At 55.8% G+C, this 16,999-nt stretch carries 12 protein-coding genes and 1 pseudogene; 7 read left to right on the plus strand and 6 right to left on the minus strand.

The window, feature by feature from the left end; genetic code table 11:
* Positions 1 to 54 precede the first annotated feature (54 nt).
* Together LVJ83_RS06305 and LVJ83_RS06310 are read left to right on the plus strand one after the other, a co-directional pair.
* A pseudogene (locus tag LVJ83_RS06305) lies at positions 55 to 2,307 on the plus strand (TonB-dependent hemoglobin/transferrin/lactoferrin family receptor).
* Between the two features lie 290 nt (positions 2,308 to 2,597).
* Positions 2,598 to 3,206 carry a biliverdin-producing heme oxygenase gene (locus LVJ83_RS06310; RefSeq protein ID WP_244787383.1) on the plus strand — a complete coding sequence of 203 codons (609 nt, stop codon included), beginning with the start codon at positions 2,598 to 2,600 and terminating at the stop codon, positions 3,204 to 3,206.
* A 257-nt stretch (positions 3,207 to 3,463) separates the two neighbouring features.
* Here the strand turns inward: LVJ83_RS06310 and gloA are convergent, their stop codons facing one another.
* Positions 3,464 to 3,877 carry a lactoylglutathione lyase gene (gene gloA, locus LVJ83_RS06315; RefSeq protein WP_244787385.1) on the minus strand — a complete coding sequence of 138 codons (414 nt, stop codon included), beginning with the start codon at positions 3,875 to 3,877 and terminating at the stop codon, positions 3,464 to 3,466.
* Positions 3,878 to 4,210: 333 nt separating this feature from the next.
* Here gloA and LVJ83_RS06320 point away from each other — a divergent pair, with 333 nt between their 5' ends.
* Together LVJ83_RS06320 and pntB are read left to right on the plus strand one after the other, a co-directional pair.
* On the plus strand, positions 4,211 to 5,749 hold the full coding sequence (locus LVJ83_RS06320) for a Re/Si-specific NAD(P)(+) transhydrogenase subunit alpha (protein ID WP_244787387.1): 1,539 nt from the start codon (positions 4,211 to 4,213) through the stop codon (positions 5,747 to 5,749).
* Between the two features lie 10 nt (positions 5,750 to 5,759).
* Positions 5,760 to 7,145: a Re/Si-specific NAD(P)(+) transhydrogenase subunit beta gene (gene pntB / locus LVJ83_RS06325; RefSeq protein ID WP_244787389.1), complete on the plus strand. Its 1,386-nt coding sequence runs from the start codon at positions 5,760 to 5,762 to the stop codon at positions 7,143 to 7,145.
* A 213-nt stretch (positions 7,146 to 7,358) separates the two neighbouring features.
* Here the strand turns inward: pntB and LVJ83_RS06330 are convergent, their stop codons facing one another.
* Complete coding sequence (locus LVJ83_RS06330; RefSeq protein ID WP_244787391.1) at positions 7,359 to 8,663, minus strand: aminotransferase class I/II-fold pyridoxal phosphate-dependent enzyme; 1,305 nt, start codon at positions 8,661 to 8,663, stop codon at positions 7,359 to 7,361.
* 195 nt (positions 8,664 to 8,858) lie between these two features.
* Between LVJ83_RS06330 and ccoG the strand changes: the two genes are divergently transcribed.
* Together ccoG and LVJ83_RS06340 are read left to right on the plus strand one after the other, a co-directional pair.
* Positions 8,859 to 10,286, plus strand: a complete 1,428-nt coding sequence (gene ccoG, locus LVJ83_RS06335; protein ID WP_425316022.1) for a cytochrome c oxidase accessory protein CcoG — start codon at positions 8,859 to 8,861, stop codon at positions 10,284 to 10,286.
* Between the two features lies 1 nt (position 10,287).
* Positions 10,288 to 10,848, plus strand: coding sequence for a FixH family protein (locus LVJ83_RS06340; protein ID WP_280515229.1), 561 nt, complete (start codon positions 10,288 to 10,290; stop codon positions 10,846 to 10,848).
* A 300-nt stretch (positions 10,849 to 11,148) separates the two neighbouring features.
* On the opposite strand, the gene LVJ83_RS06345 is transcribed toward LVJ83_RS06340, so the two are convergent.
* The 4 genes from LVJ83_RS06345 to LVJ83_RS06360 all read right to left on the minus strand — a co-directional run bounded on the left by LVJ83_RS06345 (position 11,149) and on the right by LVJ83_RS06360 (position 15,902).
* Positions 11,149 to 12,093, minus strand: a complete 945-nt coding sequence (locus LVJ83_RS06345; protein ID WP_244787395.1) for a siderophore ABC transporter substrate-binding protein — start codon at positions 12,091 to 12,093, stop codon at positions 11,149 to 11,151.
* A 7-nt stretch (positions 12,094 to 12,100) separates the two neighbouring features.
* The gene (locus LVJ83_RS06350) at positions 12,101 to 13,216 is read right to left on the minus strand and encodes a siderophore-interacting protein (protein WP_244787397.1); all 1,116 of its coding nucleotides are present in this window, start codon (positions 13,214 to 13,216) and stop codon (positions 12,101 to 12,103) included.
* 67 nt (positions 13,217 to 13,283) lie between these two features.
* Positions 13,284 to 13,433: a hypothetical protein gene (locus LVJ83_RS06355; RefSeq protein WP_244787399.1), complete on the minus strand. Its 150-nt coding sequence runs from the start codon at positions 13,431 to 13,433 to the stop codon at positions 13,284 to 13,286.
* 186 nt (positions 13,434 to 13,619) lie between these two features.
* Positions 13,620 to 15,902: a TonB-dependent siderophore receptor gene (locus LVJ83_RS06360; protein ID WP_244787401.1), complete on the minus strand. Its 2,283-nt coding sequence runs from the start codon at positions 15,900 to 15,902 to the stop codon at positions 13,620 to 13,622.
* Positions 15,903 to 16,008: 106 nt separating this feature from the next.
* Between LVJ83_RS06360 and LVJ83_RS06365 the strand changes: the two genes are divergently transcribed.
* Entirely contained in the window at positions 16,009 to 16,989 is a 981-nt protein-coding gene (locus LVJ83_RS06365) for a helix-turn-helix domain-containing protein (RefSeq protein ID WP_244787403.1), read from the plus strand.
* Positions 16,990 to 16,999: the final 10 nt, after the last annotated feature.

Below are 16,999 nucleotides of genomic sequence, written 5' to 3' on the forward strand. Positions count from 1 at the left end.
TTGGGCGTGCCCGTGAAAACTATTGCGGCTGTATTTTCTGCCCGGCATGCATTAATGCTGGCGGCTTTGGCTTGCTGCGGCACGGCGCAGGCGGTCACGGCTGATTTGGCGCCGGTGGTGGTCAGCGGCGGCCGGCAGAAACCGCAGCCTGCGGCGGAGCAGAAAACCCGGGCGGCGATTGAGCAGGAAATCATCCGCGACAGCAGCGATTTAGTGCGCTATTCGCCCGATGTGGGCATCAGCGACAGCGGCCGTCACAACAAGGGATTTGCCATGCGCGGTGTCGAGGCCAACCGGGTGGGCATTACCATTGACGGCGTGGCGCTGCCGGACATGGAAGAAAATTCACTTTACGGCCGTTATGGCAACTTTAACAGCGCGCGCCAGAGCATAGACCCGGAATTGGTGCGCAATATCGAAATGGTAAAAGGGGCGGATTCATTTCAATCGGGCAGCGGCGCTTTGGGCGGTGTGGTGAATTACCGCACGCTCAATACGCAAGATTTGTTGTTGCCCGGGCGCAGCTTCGGCGGCTTGTTGAAAAGCGGCTACGGCAGACGCAACCGCGAGTGGACAAATACTGTCGGCGCCGCCGCACAAAACGGGCGGTTTGATATGATGGTGCTGTATTCGCAGCGGCGCGGGCATGAAACTGAAAGCGCGGTAAAAGGCGAAGACACTTACGGCAGCGGGCGCGGCATACCCGACCCGGCCAAGCACCGCTATCACAGCTATCTGGCCAAGGCCGGCTTTCAAATCGATGATGCACACCGCGTGGCCGTATCGGTTAACGGCCAGCAGGGCAGTCGTTATACCCGAGAATATTCTTATGCGCTGTTGAGCAGCCAATGGCGCGATGCCGACGACAAACACCGGCGTTTCAACGGCAATCTGAATTACGAATATACGCCCGATTCAAACCACCTGGCGCTGTTGCGGCTGGATGCCGATTATCAGAAAACCGGCCTGGATGCGGTCAATTATAAAGGCTCGCGCCATTGGTCGAGCGGCGAGCCGGAGTTGGATGAAATATACGACCGCCGCATCGATTCGGCGTATAAGCGCTTATCGTTAAGAGCCGACAGCCAACCGCTGCATTGGGGCGGCAGGCACACCTTATCGTTCAAAGCTTTTCTCAGCCGCCGCGATTTCGAAACCATTAATAACGATACCCTCATGCTCAGCCGCGGGCCGCATCAAACCGTTTCGACTATTCAATATCCGATGAAAACCACGCAAACGGGCTTTTCGCTGCTCGACAATATTGCTTGGAACGATGTGTTTTCCAGCCGTATCGGCGTGCGCTACGACCGTGAAAAAGTGGCGCCGAAAGCTTTGAACGCCGCATGCAGCAGCGCCTGCCTGGCCGAAGGCAAGCCTGCGGGCAATACGTTTGGCAACTGGAACGGTTTGATCGGCACCGATATACAGCTCAACCGCGTTTGGCGGGCGGGCTACACCCTCAGCAGCGGCCACCGCGTGCCCAGCGCATCGGAAATGTATTTCACCTTTACCAACCCCTACGGCTCCTGGAAATCCAATCCAAACCTGAAAGCCGAGCGCAGCATCACCCACACTTTGTCTGTGCAGGGAAAAGGTGCGGCCGGCGATTTGGATGTTAACCTGTATCAGAGCCGCTACCGCAATTTTTTGGTGGAGCAGGAAAACATTGTGGCCACGCCGAATCCGTATTATGAGCAATGCTCTTGGTATGGCTGCGCGCAATACGACCAAACGCCCATGCACCAAATGGTGAACTTGGATAAAGCCCGCATCAGCGGTATCGAATTGAAAGGCCGTCTGAATCTGCACCAAGTGTTGCCGGTGGGCGAGGGCTGGAAACTTTCCGGCGGTTTGGGCTACAGCAAAGGCAAGCTTTCGGGCGAAACCAGCCTGCTGTCGATACAGCCTTAAAAGCCATTATCGGCCTGGATTACGAGCAACCCGAAGGCCGCTGGGGCGTGTTTTCACGGCTCACTTATTTGGGCGAGAAAAAACCGGCCGATGCGAAAGTAACCGAAATCGGCGGCTCACGCGGCAACCTCACGCAAAATGTGGTGACTTATCCCTGGCTCAACGGCTCGGCCACGGTGTTTGATTTATACGGTTTCTACAAGCCGGTGAAAGCGCTGACTTTGCGTGCCGGCGTCTATAACCTGTTTAACCGCAAATACCACACGTGGGACAGCCTGCGCGGCATCAATGCCAACAGCAACCACCAATTCGGTCGACCGCCAAGGCAAAGGGCTGGCGCGCTTTTATGCGCCGGGGCGTAATTTTGCATTGGCTTTGGAATATAAATTTTAAAACCTTAACCCTTTCAGACGGCCTGACACCCATTGGCAACCAACCTAGGGTGTTCTGATCATTCGATTTACGGGTGTATTTTGCCCTGAAAACGCATCTGCTGCGTTAAAAAGCCTCGCAAGATGTTTAATCTTGCTGCGTTTTTTTGCTTGGCATCTGCATTTCCAGGAACAAAAATCCCCTCATAAACAACACATCAGGACACCCTGGCCGTGTCGGCTTGCTTTTGTCAATGAGTATCAAAACAGCTTGAGGCCGTCTGAAAACCGATGATGAAAAAGGAAAAATAAATGAGCAACCCAGATTTGACTTTTGCCATGCGGCTGAAAGAAGAAAACCGCACCACCCACGACAGCGTTGATCATTTGGTGATGTCGGTGCAGCCGTTTGCCAATCCCGAAAACTACACCCTGTTTTTAAAACTGCAATCGGTGTTTCACAAAGTGGTCGACCCGATTTACCGCGACCGGCAGCTCAACGAGCAGATTCCCGAGCTGGCCGACATGGCGCGCTATGAAGCGGTGGTGCAGGATTTGCAGGATTTGGGCAGCACGCCTTATCATTTTCAGGGCGAATGGCCAGAGCCCGAGGGCAACAAAGCCATCGGCTGGCTGTATTGTGCCGAAGGCTCCAATTTGGGCGCGGCTTTTTTATTCAAAGACGCCCAAAAGCTTGATTTTACCGCCGAGCACGGCGCCCGTCATCTGGCACCGCATCCCGACGGCCGCGGCAAACATTGGCGTGAATTTGTAGATTATTTAAACGATTTGAATTTGGATAAAGCCGCGCAAGACGAAGCCATTCTCGGCGCCAAAGAAGCTTTTGCTTTTTACAAAGTGATTTTGCGCAAAATTTTTGAGCTGCCAGAAGGCGCAGAAGCACCGCCGGCGCAAGCCTGACAGCCATTCACAAAAATAAGCTGACAGCGTTGGTTTTGCCTGAGCTCAAAATAAACGTGGGTCGGATACTCGTATCCGGCAAATGGCTTGATATTCTTGTGATTCCCAATGATTTTGGCCGTCTGAAAAATGGCGGATTCAAGAATTTGGCTATAGGGTGTATCGCGCGGGTTTTGCTTACAAAAAAACCGCGCGTGTAAAGGCCGTCTGAAAAATATTTCAGACGGCCTTGATGATAATGAAATAGCGATGACAGATTAATCTTGATAGCGCACTGAATCACTGCCACTGTTTTTCTGAATAAACTCGATTTTGTAACCGTCGGGGTCTTCCACAAACGCAATCACCGTGCTGCCGTGTTTCATCGGCCCGGCCTCGCGGGTAACTTTACCGCCTTTAGCGCGCACGGCATCACAGGCGGCATAGGCATCGGGCACTTCGATGGCGATGTGGCCGTAGCTGTTGCCCAAGTCGTAGCTGTCGGTGTCCCAATTGTGGGTGAGCTCGAGCACGGTGTGGTCGGATTCGTCACCGTAGCCGACAAAAGCCAGTGTGAATCTGCCTTCGGGGTAATCGTTTTTGCGCAGCAGCGTCATCCCCAAAACATCTTGATAAAATGCTAATGATTTATCGAGGTTGCCGACGCGCAACATGGTGTGGAGCATTCTCATGGCGGTATTCCTTGTGTGGTTTGTGTGAAATCAGTGATGCCGGCCGGTGGTGCGGTTGCGCCTGTTTACAAAAGCAAGCCAATGCCGCCGGGTTATTTTTGTGAACAGACATGGCAAAAATATCAGGCCGTCTGAAAAGCCGTGTATACGTTTGATTTTACCACATTCATATGGCTGTTTTCAGACGGCCTCAAGCCGTTTGTCGGACGGTGGTTTATTTAATTCACAATAATTTTGCCGCATGTATTGAATTCGCGCGCCAAATTGGTTATAACACTAATGTTAAGTTATGTAGATTTTGTTGTTTTCTTTCATAAATAAAAGGACAGACAGATGAGAATTGGTATTCCCAAAGAGTCGCTGGCCGGTGAAACCCGTGTGGCGTGTACGCCTGCAACCGTTACCCAACTGCAAAAGCTCGGCTTTGAAGTGGTGGTGGAGCAGGGCGCAGGTGCGGGCGCGAGCTTGAGCGATGCGGCTTATGCGGCTGCCGGGGCTGCGGTGGCCGATGCTGCCGAAGTGTGGGGCAGCCCGCTGATTTATAAAGTGAATGCGCCTGATGAAGCGGAAATAGGCCGTCTGAATGCCGGCCAAACGCTGGTGAGCTTTTTGTGGCCGGCGCAAAACCCTGAGCTGGTGCAAAAGCTGGCCGATAAACAGGTAAACGTGTTGGCGATGGATATGGTGCCGCGGATTTCGCGTGCGCAGTCGCTGGATGCACTCTCATCGATGGCCAATATCAGCGGCTACCGCGCTGTGATTGAAGCAGCGAATGCGTTTGGCCGTTTCTTCACCGGCCAGATTACTGCTGCGGGCAAAGTGCCGCCGGCGCAAGTGTTGGTGATTGGTGCCGGCGTGGCCGGCTTGGCCGCCATCGGCACCGCCAATTCGCTGGGTGCGGTGGTGAAAGCGTTTGATACGCGCTTGGAAGTGGCCGAGCAAATCGAATCGATGGGCGGCCAATTTCTGAAGTTGGATTTCCCGCAGGAAGCAGGCGGCAGCGGCGACGGCTATGCCAAAGTGATGAGCGAAGAATTTATTGCCGCCGAGATGAAGCTGTTTGCCGAGCAGGCCAAAGAGGTCGACATCATCATCACCACCGCCGCCATTCCGGGCAAACCTGCGCCCAAACTGATTACCGCCGACATGGTAGAGAGCATGAAACCGGGTTCGGTAATTGTCGATTTGGCAGCAGCCACCGGCGGTAACTGCGAAATGACCCGTCCGGGCAAATTGTTTGTGACCGACAACGGCGTGAAAATCATCGGCTACACCGATATGGCCAACCGCTTGGCCGGGCAGTCTTCCCAGCTTTATGCTACCAACCTTGTGAATCTGGCCAAATTGCTCAGCCCGAATAAAGACGGCGAAATCACGCTGGATTTTGAAGACGTGATTCTGCGCAACATGACAGTAACCCGCGATGGTGAAATCACGTTTCCGCCGCCTGCTATTCAAGTATCGGCCGCACCGCAACCGAATGCTGCCAAGGCCGCGCCGGTGGCAAAACCCGAGCCTTTGCCCGCTCCGTTGTGGAAAAAACTGGCGCCGGCCGTGATTGCGGCGGTGTTGATTTTGTGGATGGGGGCGGTGGCACCGGCCGAGTTTCTCAACCACTTCATCGTGTTTGTACTCGCCTGCGTGATCGGTTATTACGTGGTGTGGAATGTCAGCCACTCGCTGCACACGCCGCTGATGTCGGTGACCAATGCCATTTCCGGCATTATCGTGGTGGGCGCGCTGCTGCAAATCGGCCAAGGCCATGCGGCGGTGTCGTTTATCGCCTTTATCGCGGTGTTGATTGCCAGCATCAATATTTTCGGCGGTTTTTATGTTACCCGCCGCATGCTGAATATGTTCCGGAAAGGTTGAGGAGGCCGATATGTCACACGGATTGGTTACTGCGGCATACATTGTTGCCGCCATCTTGTTTATTCTTTCGCTGGCCGGGCTGTCGAAGCAGGAAAGCGCCAAAAACGGCTGTTATTACGGCATGGCCGGTATGGCGATTGCCTTGTTTGCCACCATTTTCAGTGAAAATACCGCCGGTTTGGGCTGGGTGATTATCGCCATGGCCATCGGCGCCGCAGTCGGCATTTATAAAGCGCAAAAGGTTGAAATGACCGAAATGCCGGAGCTGATTGCGCTGTTGCACAGCTTTGTCGGCCTGGCGGCGGTGTTGGTGGGCTTTAACAGCTTTATCGAGCCGGGCGATGTGTCGGCCGATATGCACAATATCCACTTGATTGAAGTGTTTCTCGGCGTGTTTATCGGTGCGGTAACGTTTACCGGCTCCATCGTCGCATTCGGCAAACTCAACGGCAAAATCAGCAGCAAACCCTTGAGCCTGCCGCACAAACACAAGCTCAATCTGGCCGCGCTGGTGGTGTCGTTTCTGCTCTTGCTCGGCTTTGTCGGCGCCGACGGCAGCTGGCTGGCGCTGGTGGTGATGACCGCTATTGCGCTGGCATTCGGCTGGCATCTGGTCGCAGCCATCGGCGGCGCGGATATGCCGGTAGTGGTGTCGATGCTCAACTCGTATTCCGGTTGGGCGGCGGCAGCGGCGGGCTTTATGCTCGGCAACGACTTGCTGATTGTCACCGGCGCATTGGTCGGCTCCAGCGGTGCGATTCTGTCGTATATTATGTGTAAAGCCATGAACCGCTCGTTCATTTCAGTGATTGCCGGCGGCTTCGGCACCGACGGCTCTTCTGCTGCCGCTGATGGTGAAGAAGTGGGCGAATACCGCGAAGTGAAGCCTGCCGATGTGGCCGAAATGCTCAAAGGCGCCAACAGCGTGATTATCACACCGGGCTACGGCATGGCGGTGGCGCAGGCGCAATATCCGGTAGCTGAAATTACCGATCTGTTGCGCAAGCAGGGCGTGGAAGTGCGTTTCGGCATCCACCCCGTAGCAGGCCGCCTGCCCGGCCACATGAACGTATTGCTGGCCGAAGCCAAAGTGCCTTACGATATCGTGTTGGAAATGGACGAAATCAACGACGATTTCCCCGAAACCGATGTGGTGCTGGTCATCGGCGCCAACGATACCGTTAACCCCGCCGCCCAAACCGACCCCAATTCGCCCATCGCCGGTATGCCGGTGTTGGAAGTGTGGAAAGCGCGCGAAGTAGTGGTGTTCAAACGCTCGATGAATACCGGTTATGCCGGTGTGCAAAACCCGTTGTTTTTTAATGAAAACAGCGTGATGTGCTTCGGCGATGCCAAAGCCACTGTAGATGAGATTTTGGCTGAATTGAAGAAATAAGGCCGTCTGAAAAGCAAATGCCTGTCTGAATGGGTTTTCAGACAGGCATTTTTATTGGCTAATAATACCCATTCACAAACATAACCTAACAGCATTGGCTCGCCGTGCCGTACGTGTGTACTGTCTTCGGCCCACCGCCTTGTTAGCTTACTTTTGTGAATGGGTATGAAAGATATTTTTCAGACGGCCTTTAGTTATTCAGTAAAAGCCAAATCAATAAATCGCTCGTCCGCTGCTGCCGAGCGCTTCGGCGATATCATCGGCTAGCGGTTGGCAGTCTTCCGTGCTCAGATTGCTGACAGTGATGCGGATGGCGGGTTGGCGGCTGAGGGAAATTGGTGCGCCGCTTTGTACGGCCCAGCCTTTGGCGGCGAGGGCTTGGATGATGTGGGCTTCGTTGGGCACGGGCAGCCAGATGTGCATGCCTTCGCCGTGCTCGGGGTGGTAGGGCAGGCGGATGTGGTGTGCGGCCAGTGCATCGAGCAGCAATCGGCGGCGGTGGGCGTAGCTTTCGGCAATGCGGTTGAGGCCGTCTGAATCGAGGCTTTGCCAGATGTTGAGGGCGAGGTGTTGTAAAAGTTTGCTGATCCAGCGGGGGCCGAGGGTAAAGCGGGTTTTCATGGCCGGCAGGATGGGGCTGTTGCCGGCGGCAACGGCAATGCGGAAATCGGTGCCGAGAAATTTGCTGGTGGAGGTGGAATAAATCCATTCGTTGGTAAAACTCTGCATACCGTGAAACGGCATGCGGCTGAGCGCGCCCCAATGGTCGTCGATAATCAGCAGGATATTGCGGTTGTCGAGAGCCTGCTGCCATTGTTGCCAGCGTGTGCGGCTGTAGCAGATGCCGGTGGGGCTGTGGGCGCGGGCGGTCAGAATCACGGCAGAGGCGTTGTCGAGAACGGCCGGCGCGGGAATTTTGGCACCTTCGGCATCCATCGCCAGCGGCACGGCTTGCAGGCGCAGATGGTTGAGCAGGGCGATAGCGGGCGGCCAGCAGGGGTCTTCAATCAATACTTTGGCGCCGGGCAGGCAACGTTGGGTGAGGGCGCGTTCGATGATGTCGAGGCTGCCGAAAAAGAGATAGGGCTCGGCGCTGGTGTGGCAGTGTTGTTGCAGCCAGTGTTGTATAAATGCAATCAGCGCGGGGCTGTCGCCGTGGCTGCCGACATCGGTGGCGAGGTTGTAGCCGCTGATGTGTGCTGGGTTGATGCTCGGCAACAGATTGCGGTCGACATTGCCGCTGGCCAGGTCGATCAGGCCGGTGGGCAGGGCCATGGTTTGCCAGGCGGCGGTTTTTTCGGGCACAAAGCTGCCGCGGCGGCCGTCGGTGGCGATGATGCCGGCGTTGCGCAGTTGTTTGTAGGCGGCGGAAATGGTGTTGGGGTTAACGCCCAATTCTTCGGCCAGCGCACGCACGGTGGGCAGGCGGAAGCCCGGCGGCCAGTGTTGGTTGCGGATCAGCTGCTCGATGGATTGGGCGATGTTGACAGCGGTGGTGCCTTTGGGGTTTAATTGCATTAAACAAAACCTATTTTGTATTAATACAAAAACTTTAAATGAGTTTTGGATGATTGGCAAGTGTTTTCAGACGGCCTGATGGGTTTTGCGATATATATCAAGCGGATTTGATGTATATGCTGCCTGGCCGTCTGAAACAGACGTATAATATAGTGCATAAAAAAACCAATACCGTTAATGATTAAGGAACATACCATGTCGAAAGAGCCTCAGGCCGGCCGCCCCAAAGAGCAGGTGGTCCAACTTTACCAGAGCGGCAAGCGCATTCATCCCAAGCTGGCGAAAGGGCGCTTTGCCAATTGGCGTATTGCGGCAATTTTGGCAACACAGTTTGTGTTTTATGTGTTGCCGTGGTTTAACTGGAGCGGCCGTCAGGCGGTGTTGTTTGATATTCCCGAGCGGCATTTTTATATTTTCGGCCTCTCGCTGGGCATGGGTGATTTGATTTATCTGGCCGGCCTGCTGATTATCAGCGCTTTCGGCCTGTTTTGGTGGACCACGATTGCCGGGCGCTTGTGGTGCGGCTATGCCTGTCCGCAAACGGTGTATACCGAAATTATGCTGTGGATCGATCATTTTGTCGAAGGCGACCGCAACAAGCGCCTGAAGTTGGATAAAGAGCCGTGGAATGCCCGCAAAATCCGCATCAAGGCCACTAAATACCTGTTGATTTTTGTGGTGTGCGCGTGGACGGGCATTACCTTTGCCGGCTGGTTTACGCCGATTCGCGAATTCGTGCCGGCGGTGTTTGCGCTCAGTGCCGGCGGCGGAGCCTTGTTTGCTGCTGCGTTTTACGGCTTTATGACGTTTTTGTTTGCCCACATTATGCGTGAGCAGGTGTGCAAATATATGTGTCCTTATGCCCGTTTCCAAAGCGCGATGTTCGACCACGATACCTTGGTGATTTCGTATGACGAAGAGCGCGGCGAACCGCGCGGCGCCCGCAAAAAAACTGCCAGCCGCGAAGATACTCATCTTGGCGACTGCATCAACTGCACCATGTGCGTGCAGGTGTGCCCGGTGGGCATCGATATCCGCGACGGCTTGCAATATGAGTGCATCGGTTGCGCCGCCTGTATTGATGCCTGCGATGAAATCATGGATAAAATGGATTATCCGCGCGGGCTGATCCGCTATACCACTGAAAGCGCGTTGAAACACGAATATTCTGAAAAAGACATCAAAAAACGTTTACTGCGCCCGCGTGTGCTGGGCTATGGTGCGGTGTTGTTTGCAGCGGTGGCGGCTTTGCTGTTCGGTATCGTTACCCGCGAAACGCTGCATGTCGACATTATCAAAGACCGCGGCGTGATGGTGCGTGAAAACAATCAGGGCTGGCTGGAAAACGCGTATAATCTGCGCATTATCAACGCCAGCGAAAAAGAGCAGGTGCTCGATGCCAAAGTGAGCGGTTTCGATGAAATCACACTCACCGGCCTGCCAGAGGGCGGTATTACCGTGCCCGGCAACGAAACCATTACCGTGCCGGTGCAGGTGTCTACCATTCCCGAATATGCAGATAAGGGCAGCCACCCCATCGAGTTTGAATTCAGCTACCGTTATGCTGATGATAACGAAGCACCGCGCACGCTGACTGAAAAAGCCTCGTTTATTGGAGAATGATTTGAGCAAGCAAGAAAAATCCAGGGTATGGTATAAAGAGCCGTGGCCCTGGCTGCTGATGGCCGGGCCCGCTATCGTGGTGGTGGCGGGTTTTACCACGTTTTATCTGGCGCAGAAAAATGCTGCCGATTTGGTGAGCGATGATTATTATAAAGACGGCAAACACATCGACATCCAACTGCACCGCGATGAAGAGGCTGTGAAACGCCATATCGAAGCGCAGGTGTTGGTCAGCCCCGACAACGATGCGGCCAAAGTGTTTGTGAGCGGCGATTTCGATAGCGGCCGGCCTTTGAATCTGGTGCTGATGCATCCGGCCAAAAAGGCCAACGATCAAACTGTGAAATTGCAGGCGGTGCAATCCGGCGTGGCTTCGGGCAATAAACACGAATATTCCGCCGTGTTCAAACCGCTGCCGGCGGCCAACCACTGGTATGTGCGCCTGGAAGATGCGGGCGGCACATGGCGGGTGGAAGATAAATGGATTGTCAGCCAGGGCAATGCACTCAATTTGAAACCGATGAACAAGCTGCTCGGAGATCAGGCTTCGGGGCAAAACTGAGGCCGTCTGAAAATATCAGGCAAGCAGGTTATATCAAAAGCGCGGACTGTATGTTGTCCGCGCTTTTTGTGTGTGCAATATGGATATTTTTCAGACGGCCTGTCAATATTGTTTTCACAAAATCGGTATCACAAACGGTTTTTTAAATTAACGTGAGTTCGGGATAAGAAAATTCCAAAAAAAAGAGCCGCCGCTTTGTAGCAAGCGGCTGTTTGCATGCAAACAAAAACCACAAGAAGGGCATCGTTAAATTCGAATAAATTGACGACAGAAAGCTGAGCAAATTTTTCTAAACGCTTGTTAATGCGTGGCGGTTTGAATAAAGGCGCGGCGGATGTTGTTCAAATCAAGCTGAATCTGGCGGATACCGCCGCCGGCAATAAAAGCGGCGCTGCTGAGGTAAACGATATGACCTTGCCGCCAGGCGCGGGTTTGGTGCATGAGCGGGTTGTCCAGCACGCTGCGGGCGGCCAGGCCGGCTTCACCGACGGCGGTGCTGCGGTCGACCACAAACAGCCAGTCGGGATCGGTTTGGCGCAAAAATTCAAACGATACCGGCAGGCCGCGCTGTTGCAGCGCCAGGCTGTTGGGCGCAATCGGAATGCCCAGTTCGCGGTAAACCCAGCCGAAATAAGAAGCTTCGCCAAAAGCCGAGAGCTTGCCGCCGTTGACCATAATCACCAGGGCGTTGTGCGGGTTTTGTGCGCGGATGGCGGCGCGGGTGTCGGCCAGCAGGCGGGCAGTTTGCCGGTGCAGCGCTTCGGCTTCGGCGGTTTTGCCGAACAATCTGCCGAAGTCGTCTAAGCGCTTGAGGCCGTCTGAAATCAGGCTGCTGCCGTTCACGCTCATGTTGACGGTGGGTGCGATGGCTTTAAGCTCGTGTTGCAGGCGGTTGGCCGACAAGCCGAGCATAATCAGATCGGGGCGTGCGGCGTGCAGCGCTTCTTGATCGGGCTCGAAAATGGTGCCGGCGCCGACGGCCTGTGCCGATGCCTGATCGAGGTAGTCTAAAAAGCTTTTTTCCGGCACTACGGCGGGATGCACGCCCAGGGCGGTGACGGTGTCGAGTACGGCATAGTCGTAAACCGCTACTTTGGCCGGCCGTGCCGGCACTTCGGCGCTGCCTTCGGCGGTGGTGATGCGGATAAGGGCGGCGGGTGCGGCGGCGGTGTCGCGCTCTTGGGGCGAACAGGCACACGGCAGCGCGACAAGCAGAACGGCGTTTAAGATGCGGATAGATTCCATGATGTTTTCAGACGGCCTTATCGGTTGGTGCGGCGGCGCGGCGCCAATAGCCTTTGATGCGGTTGCGTTCGCGCGGCAAGCCTAGTTCGCGCAGGTATTTTCGTATGGCGGTGGCATCGGCGGCTTCGAGCGCCCCCCAGGCGGTGTCGATTTCGGGATGAAGCTTCAAACAGGCGGTAATGGCGGCGGGGGTATCGCCGCGGCTGCTGATGCGGTGGATGTGTGTGCCGGCCGGCAGCATGGTGTCGGGCAGGTAGGGTTGGTCGGCCTCATCACCGGTGATGCTGATGACCACCGGCGGGATGGGGTTTTGCCAGTTTTCCAACAGGGCGGCAACAGTGGGTAGGGCGGTTTCGTCGCCCATCAGCAGCGCACGGCCTTGGGCCAGATGGGTGGTGTGTTCGTGAAAATCGGCGGTGCTGCGGATCAGGTCGCCGGCTTGCAGGGTGCTCGCCCAGCGGCTGCCGTGGGTGTTGCCGTGTAGAAAGACATCGATCACGGCAATATCGGCAAAGGCGGCGTCGGGGCTTTTGCGGGTTGCGCGCAAGGTATAGTAGCGCAGCCCTTCAAAAAGGGCGCCGAGCACTTGTTGGCGCTCCCGGCTGTCGGCATGGCGCATTTTTTCCATCAACTGCCGTTGTGCGGCCACATCTTCAGACGGCAGTCTGCCGGCTTGTGGTGCGGTGCGCCGGTTGTGGGTTTGCAGTTGGAAATACCAGGCGTAGCCCGGTTCGTTTTCGGGTACGGGCTGTTCGCTTTTCAAGGTAATCCGCTGCATGTTGGGGGTGATTTTTTCGTTGCTGATAACGGTGAAATATTGATTTTTGCCGCCGGTGAGCGGCTTGCCCTGCTCGACGGCAGCGCGGAAAACGATGTAGTGGATTTGTTCGTCGAGGCTGCAAGGGTCGAGCTGGAAGGGGATGAAATATTCGCGGCAGCCTTGTGCGCTGTGTGTTTCCATCAGCAGCCCTTCTTCGTAAAGGTCGGCCACGCGGGCGGATTGTGCGTGCGGGTCGGCATAGGTAAGGGCGATGTTGAGCACATCATCGCTGTGGTCTTCGTTGATGTGGTCGATGATGTCGTATTTGTGTTCGGTGTCGCGAACGGGTGTGCGTGTAGTCATAACATGGCCTTTGCAGTCAATGTGTATCGGTATTGAGGCCGTCTGAAAAAAATGGTTTCAGACGGCCTCAATGCTCTAGGGTGTCCTGATGTGTCGATTTACGGGTATATTTTGCCCCTGAAAACGCATCTGCTGCGTTAAAAAACCTCGCAAAATGTCCAATCTTGCTGCGTTTTTTGCCTGACATCTGCATTTTCAGGAACAAAAATCCCCTCATAAACAAATTGTCCGGATACCCTAGGGTGTCCTGATGTGTCATCTATCATCATCTTTTTTGCGCTAAAAGCATATCTGTTGCGTTAAAGAGCCTCGTAAGATATCCAATCTTATTGCGTTTTTTGCCCGCTATTTGCATTTCCGGGAGAAAAAATCCCCCGTAAACGAATGGTTAGGATACCCCGGCTTACCAGCGGTAGCCGAATGATAAGGTGGCGCGGCGGCCGGTGCCGTAAAAGCAGGCAAAGTCGTCGGCGCAGGAGGCAACGTATTTTTTATCGGTCAGGTTTTGGATATTAAGCTGAATATTGGTGCCGCGCAAAGCTTTGAAGCGTTCGCCCGCCCGATAGGCCAGTTTCAAATCCCATAAGGCGTAGGCCGGGACGCGGAAGGTGTTGAAATTGTTGCCCCATGTTTTGCTCTGATAGCGGATGCCGGTGCCGATGCTGAAGCCGCGCAGGCTGCCGCGCCGGAAGCGGTAGTCGCTCCAGAGCGAGGCGCTGTGGCGGGGCAGCCCCCAGTGGGTTTTGCCTCGGGTGGTGTCGTTGTTGTTGGTGTCGAAGGCGGCTTCGAGCACTTTTTGATTGAGATAGGTGTAGCTGCCGCTGATGCCCCAAGCGGGTGTGATGTCGCCTTGCAGTTCGATTTCGGCACCGCGTATCCGCGCTTTGCCGGTGGTGGCGTAGCCGCTGCTGAAGCTGCCGTCGGGCTGCTGTACCTGGCTGCCGGCATCGTAAGTGGCGAGGTTGCGCTGGCGGATGTCGAAAAGGGAAGCGGTAAGCATTACATGCTCGGCCGGGGTGTATTTCAGGCCGATTTCGGCTTGGCGGGCGGTGGTGGGCTTGAGCGCCCGGCCGTCGTTGTCGATGCCGACGGCGGGTACGAATGAGGTGCTGTAGCTGAAATAAGGCGCAAGGCCGTGCGGCAGGCGGTAGAGCGCGCCGGCACGCCAGGTAAAGCGGCCGTCTGAAAGCTTTTGGCTGCGGTTGCTGTAGGCCAGCGGGTCGGTGTAGGTGGTGCGGGCGCGGTCGTAGCGGCCGCCGATTTGCAGGTTGAGCCCGCCCCATTGCATTTGGTCGTGCAGATAAAGGCCGAGCTGGCGGATGCCGGTGGTGCGGTTGTGGGATTGGCGGAAGGGTTCGACGGTTGCGCCGTAAACAGGCTTGGCGCTGTTGATGCCGCGCTGGGTGGTGCCTTCCCAGCGGTCGAATTGTTCGCGGCCGTCGTAATAATCGAGGCCTGTGAGCAGGGTGTGGTTCAGACGGCCTGTTGCAAATTGCCAGGTGGCGCGGTTGTCGAGCTGAAATTCGCGCCAATGGGTGTTCCACACGGTGGATTCGCGGTAGATGTCTTTTTCGCCGCTGCCGAGCAGGCCGTCGGCCACCGCCCGGCTGCGCAAGCCCGGGCCCCACGGCCGGTCTTGTGTCCAACGTGCGCCTTCGAGTGCGGCCAATACGCTCATTTTGTTGCGGTATCTGCCCCAGGCGGCATCTTGGCTCAGGGTGAGGTGGCTGTTGACTTGATGCTCGAATGCATAGCCGATGCGCAGTTTGCGATTGCGGTGTTCGTTGAATGCGGGGTCGCCGGCGAAAAAGTTGCGGTCAATGCGGGTGCCGTCGGAATAGGCGTCTACTGTGCCTTTGCGCGGTAAAAAGTTGCGTTCGCCGGCTTTGGGCGAGTTTTCATAAAGGGCGGAAAGGGTGAAGCGGGTGCGGTCGTTTTGCCATTTGAATGAAGGCGCAAGGGTGTAGGATGCTTGCTTGCCGTTGCTGCCGGTGCGCCATTCTACATGCTTGGCGGCGCCGATCAGACGGTAACTGAGTTGGTCGTTGAGAGCGCGGTCGATATCGATGGCGGCTTCTTTGCGCCGGCCGCTGCCGGTTTTGACCACGATTTCGTGTTCGTTGCTGCCGGTGGGCTGTTTGGTGATGATGTTGATGATGCCGCCGGGGTTGGCCTGGCCGTAGAGCACGGAGGCGGGGCCTTTCAATACATCGATGTGGTCGACGATATAGGGGTTGAATTCAAGGTGGGCGTAATAGCGCATGCCGTTGATGTGGGGCAGCTCGGTGCCGCCGTAAGCCGGTGCGCCGGCGCCGCCCAAATCGCCGCCGATACCGCGCACGCTGGCTTCAATCATGGTGTTTTCGCCGCGGTAGCCGCTGCGGGAAATGCCGGAAGTGTAGGCCAGCGTGGCCGGCAAGTCCGGCGGGTCGCGCTCGTCGAGATGGCGGCGGGTAATCACGCTGACGGAATTGGGGGTGTTTTTGACCGGGGTATTGGTTTTGGTGGCGGTAGCCGATGTGCCGTTGCTTTGAATATAGCCGTAGCGGGCGGCATTGCGGTGCCCTTGCACTTCAACGGTTTCCAGTGTGGTTTGTGCGGCCGGAATGTCGGCGGCTTGGGTAAAACCTGCCAACAGGGCGCTTTGCAAAACGGTGAGCCGGAAAAAAATATGTTTTACGCCCATATAAATCCTATTGATAATAATTATTAGTAAGGATAGGATTATACCTGTCGTCCGACCGGCCGGCGGCGACCCATCGACAATTTTTTAGCGACCGATACACAATATTATGAATATACAGGAACACCCCCTTTATGCGGGCGGGCGGCATTTTTCAATCAGCGGCGAGCAGCAGGGCGAGGTGTTGCTGTATACGTTGCATCACGGCATCGAATACAAATATGCGGTCACAGATACCATGATCGACCATTGGCACCAGCCGGTGTGTTTTACGCCGGATCTGCGTTTGGTGATTACCTTGCAGGGGAATACGCATCTGCGCATGGACAGGCAGGATTTCCGGGTTCAGACGGCCTCAGGCGGCATGGGCATGTTGTTGCCGATGATTGAACCGGTGGCGGGGGAAAAGGTTTTTCAGCGTGGCCGTCAAAATGAATTGGTGCTGTTTTTCAGCCGTTTCTGGTTGGAAGAATGGTGCGGGCACAATCCGGTGTTGCGGCGGGCGTTATTGCGGGCGCATTTGCAGCCGCATTATTTTGCGGTCAACGCGCCGGTGATGCGGCAGGTATGCCGCCTGTTGGCCACGCACGATCTGCCTGCGGCATGGCGCCGCTTTCATCAGGAAGCCCAGAGCATCGCGCTGCTGGCCGAAGTGTTGCAGCTGCTGTTTGCCGATGCGGCCGACAACAGCCGGCCAGCGCTTGGCGGGGCAGACAAGCGTATTGCGCGGTTGGCCGAAATGTTGCACGACAGCGCTTATGAACATTACACGCTCACCGAGCTTGCCCGCGCCTGCCACAGCAACGCCACCACCTTGCAGCGCGATTTTTTTAACGCATACGGCCAAAGTATCGATCAATACCGGCGTGCCTACAAACTGCATCTTGCCCGCGAGGCGCTGCGGCAGGGCATGCCGATTGCGCAAGCGGCACGGGCGGGCGCTTATACCAATTTGCAAAGCTTTGGCCGCGCTTTCAAAAAACAGTTCGGTTGCAGCCCCGGCGCCTGCCGTCCCCGTGTTTTCAAGGCCGGGCAGCGGTCGGTTGCGGCAGAGAAAGTGCCTGCAAATCGGATGGTCGGAAAACCTTAGCGTGTCCTGA

Source organism: Uruburuella testudinis, assembly GCF_022870865.1.
GTDB classification, from domain to species: Bacteria; Pseudomonadota; Gammaproteobacteria; order Burkholderiales; family Neisseriaceae; genus Neisseria; species Neisseria testudinis.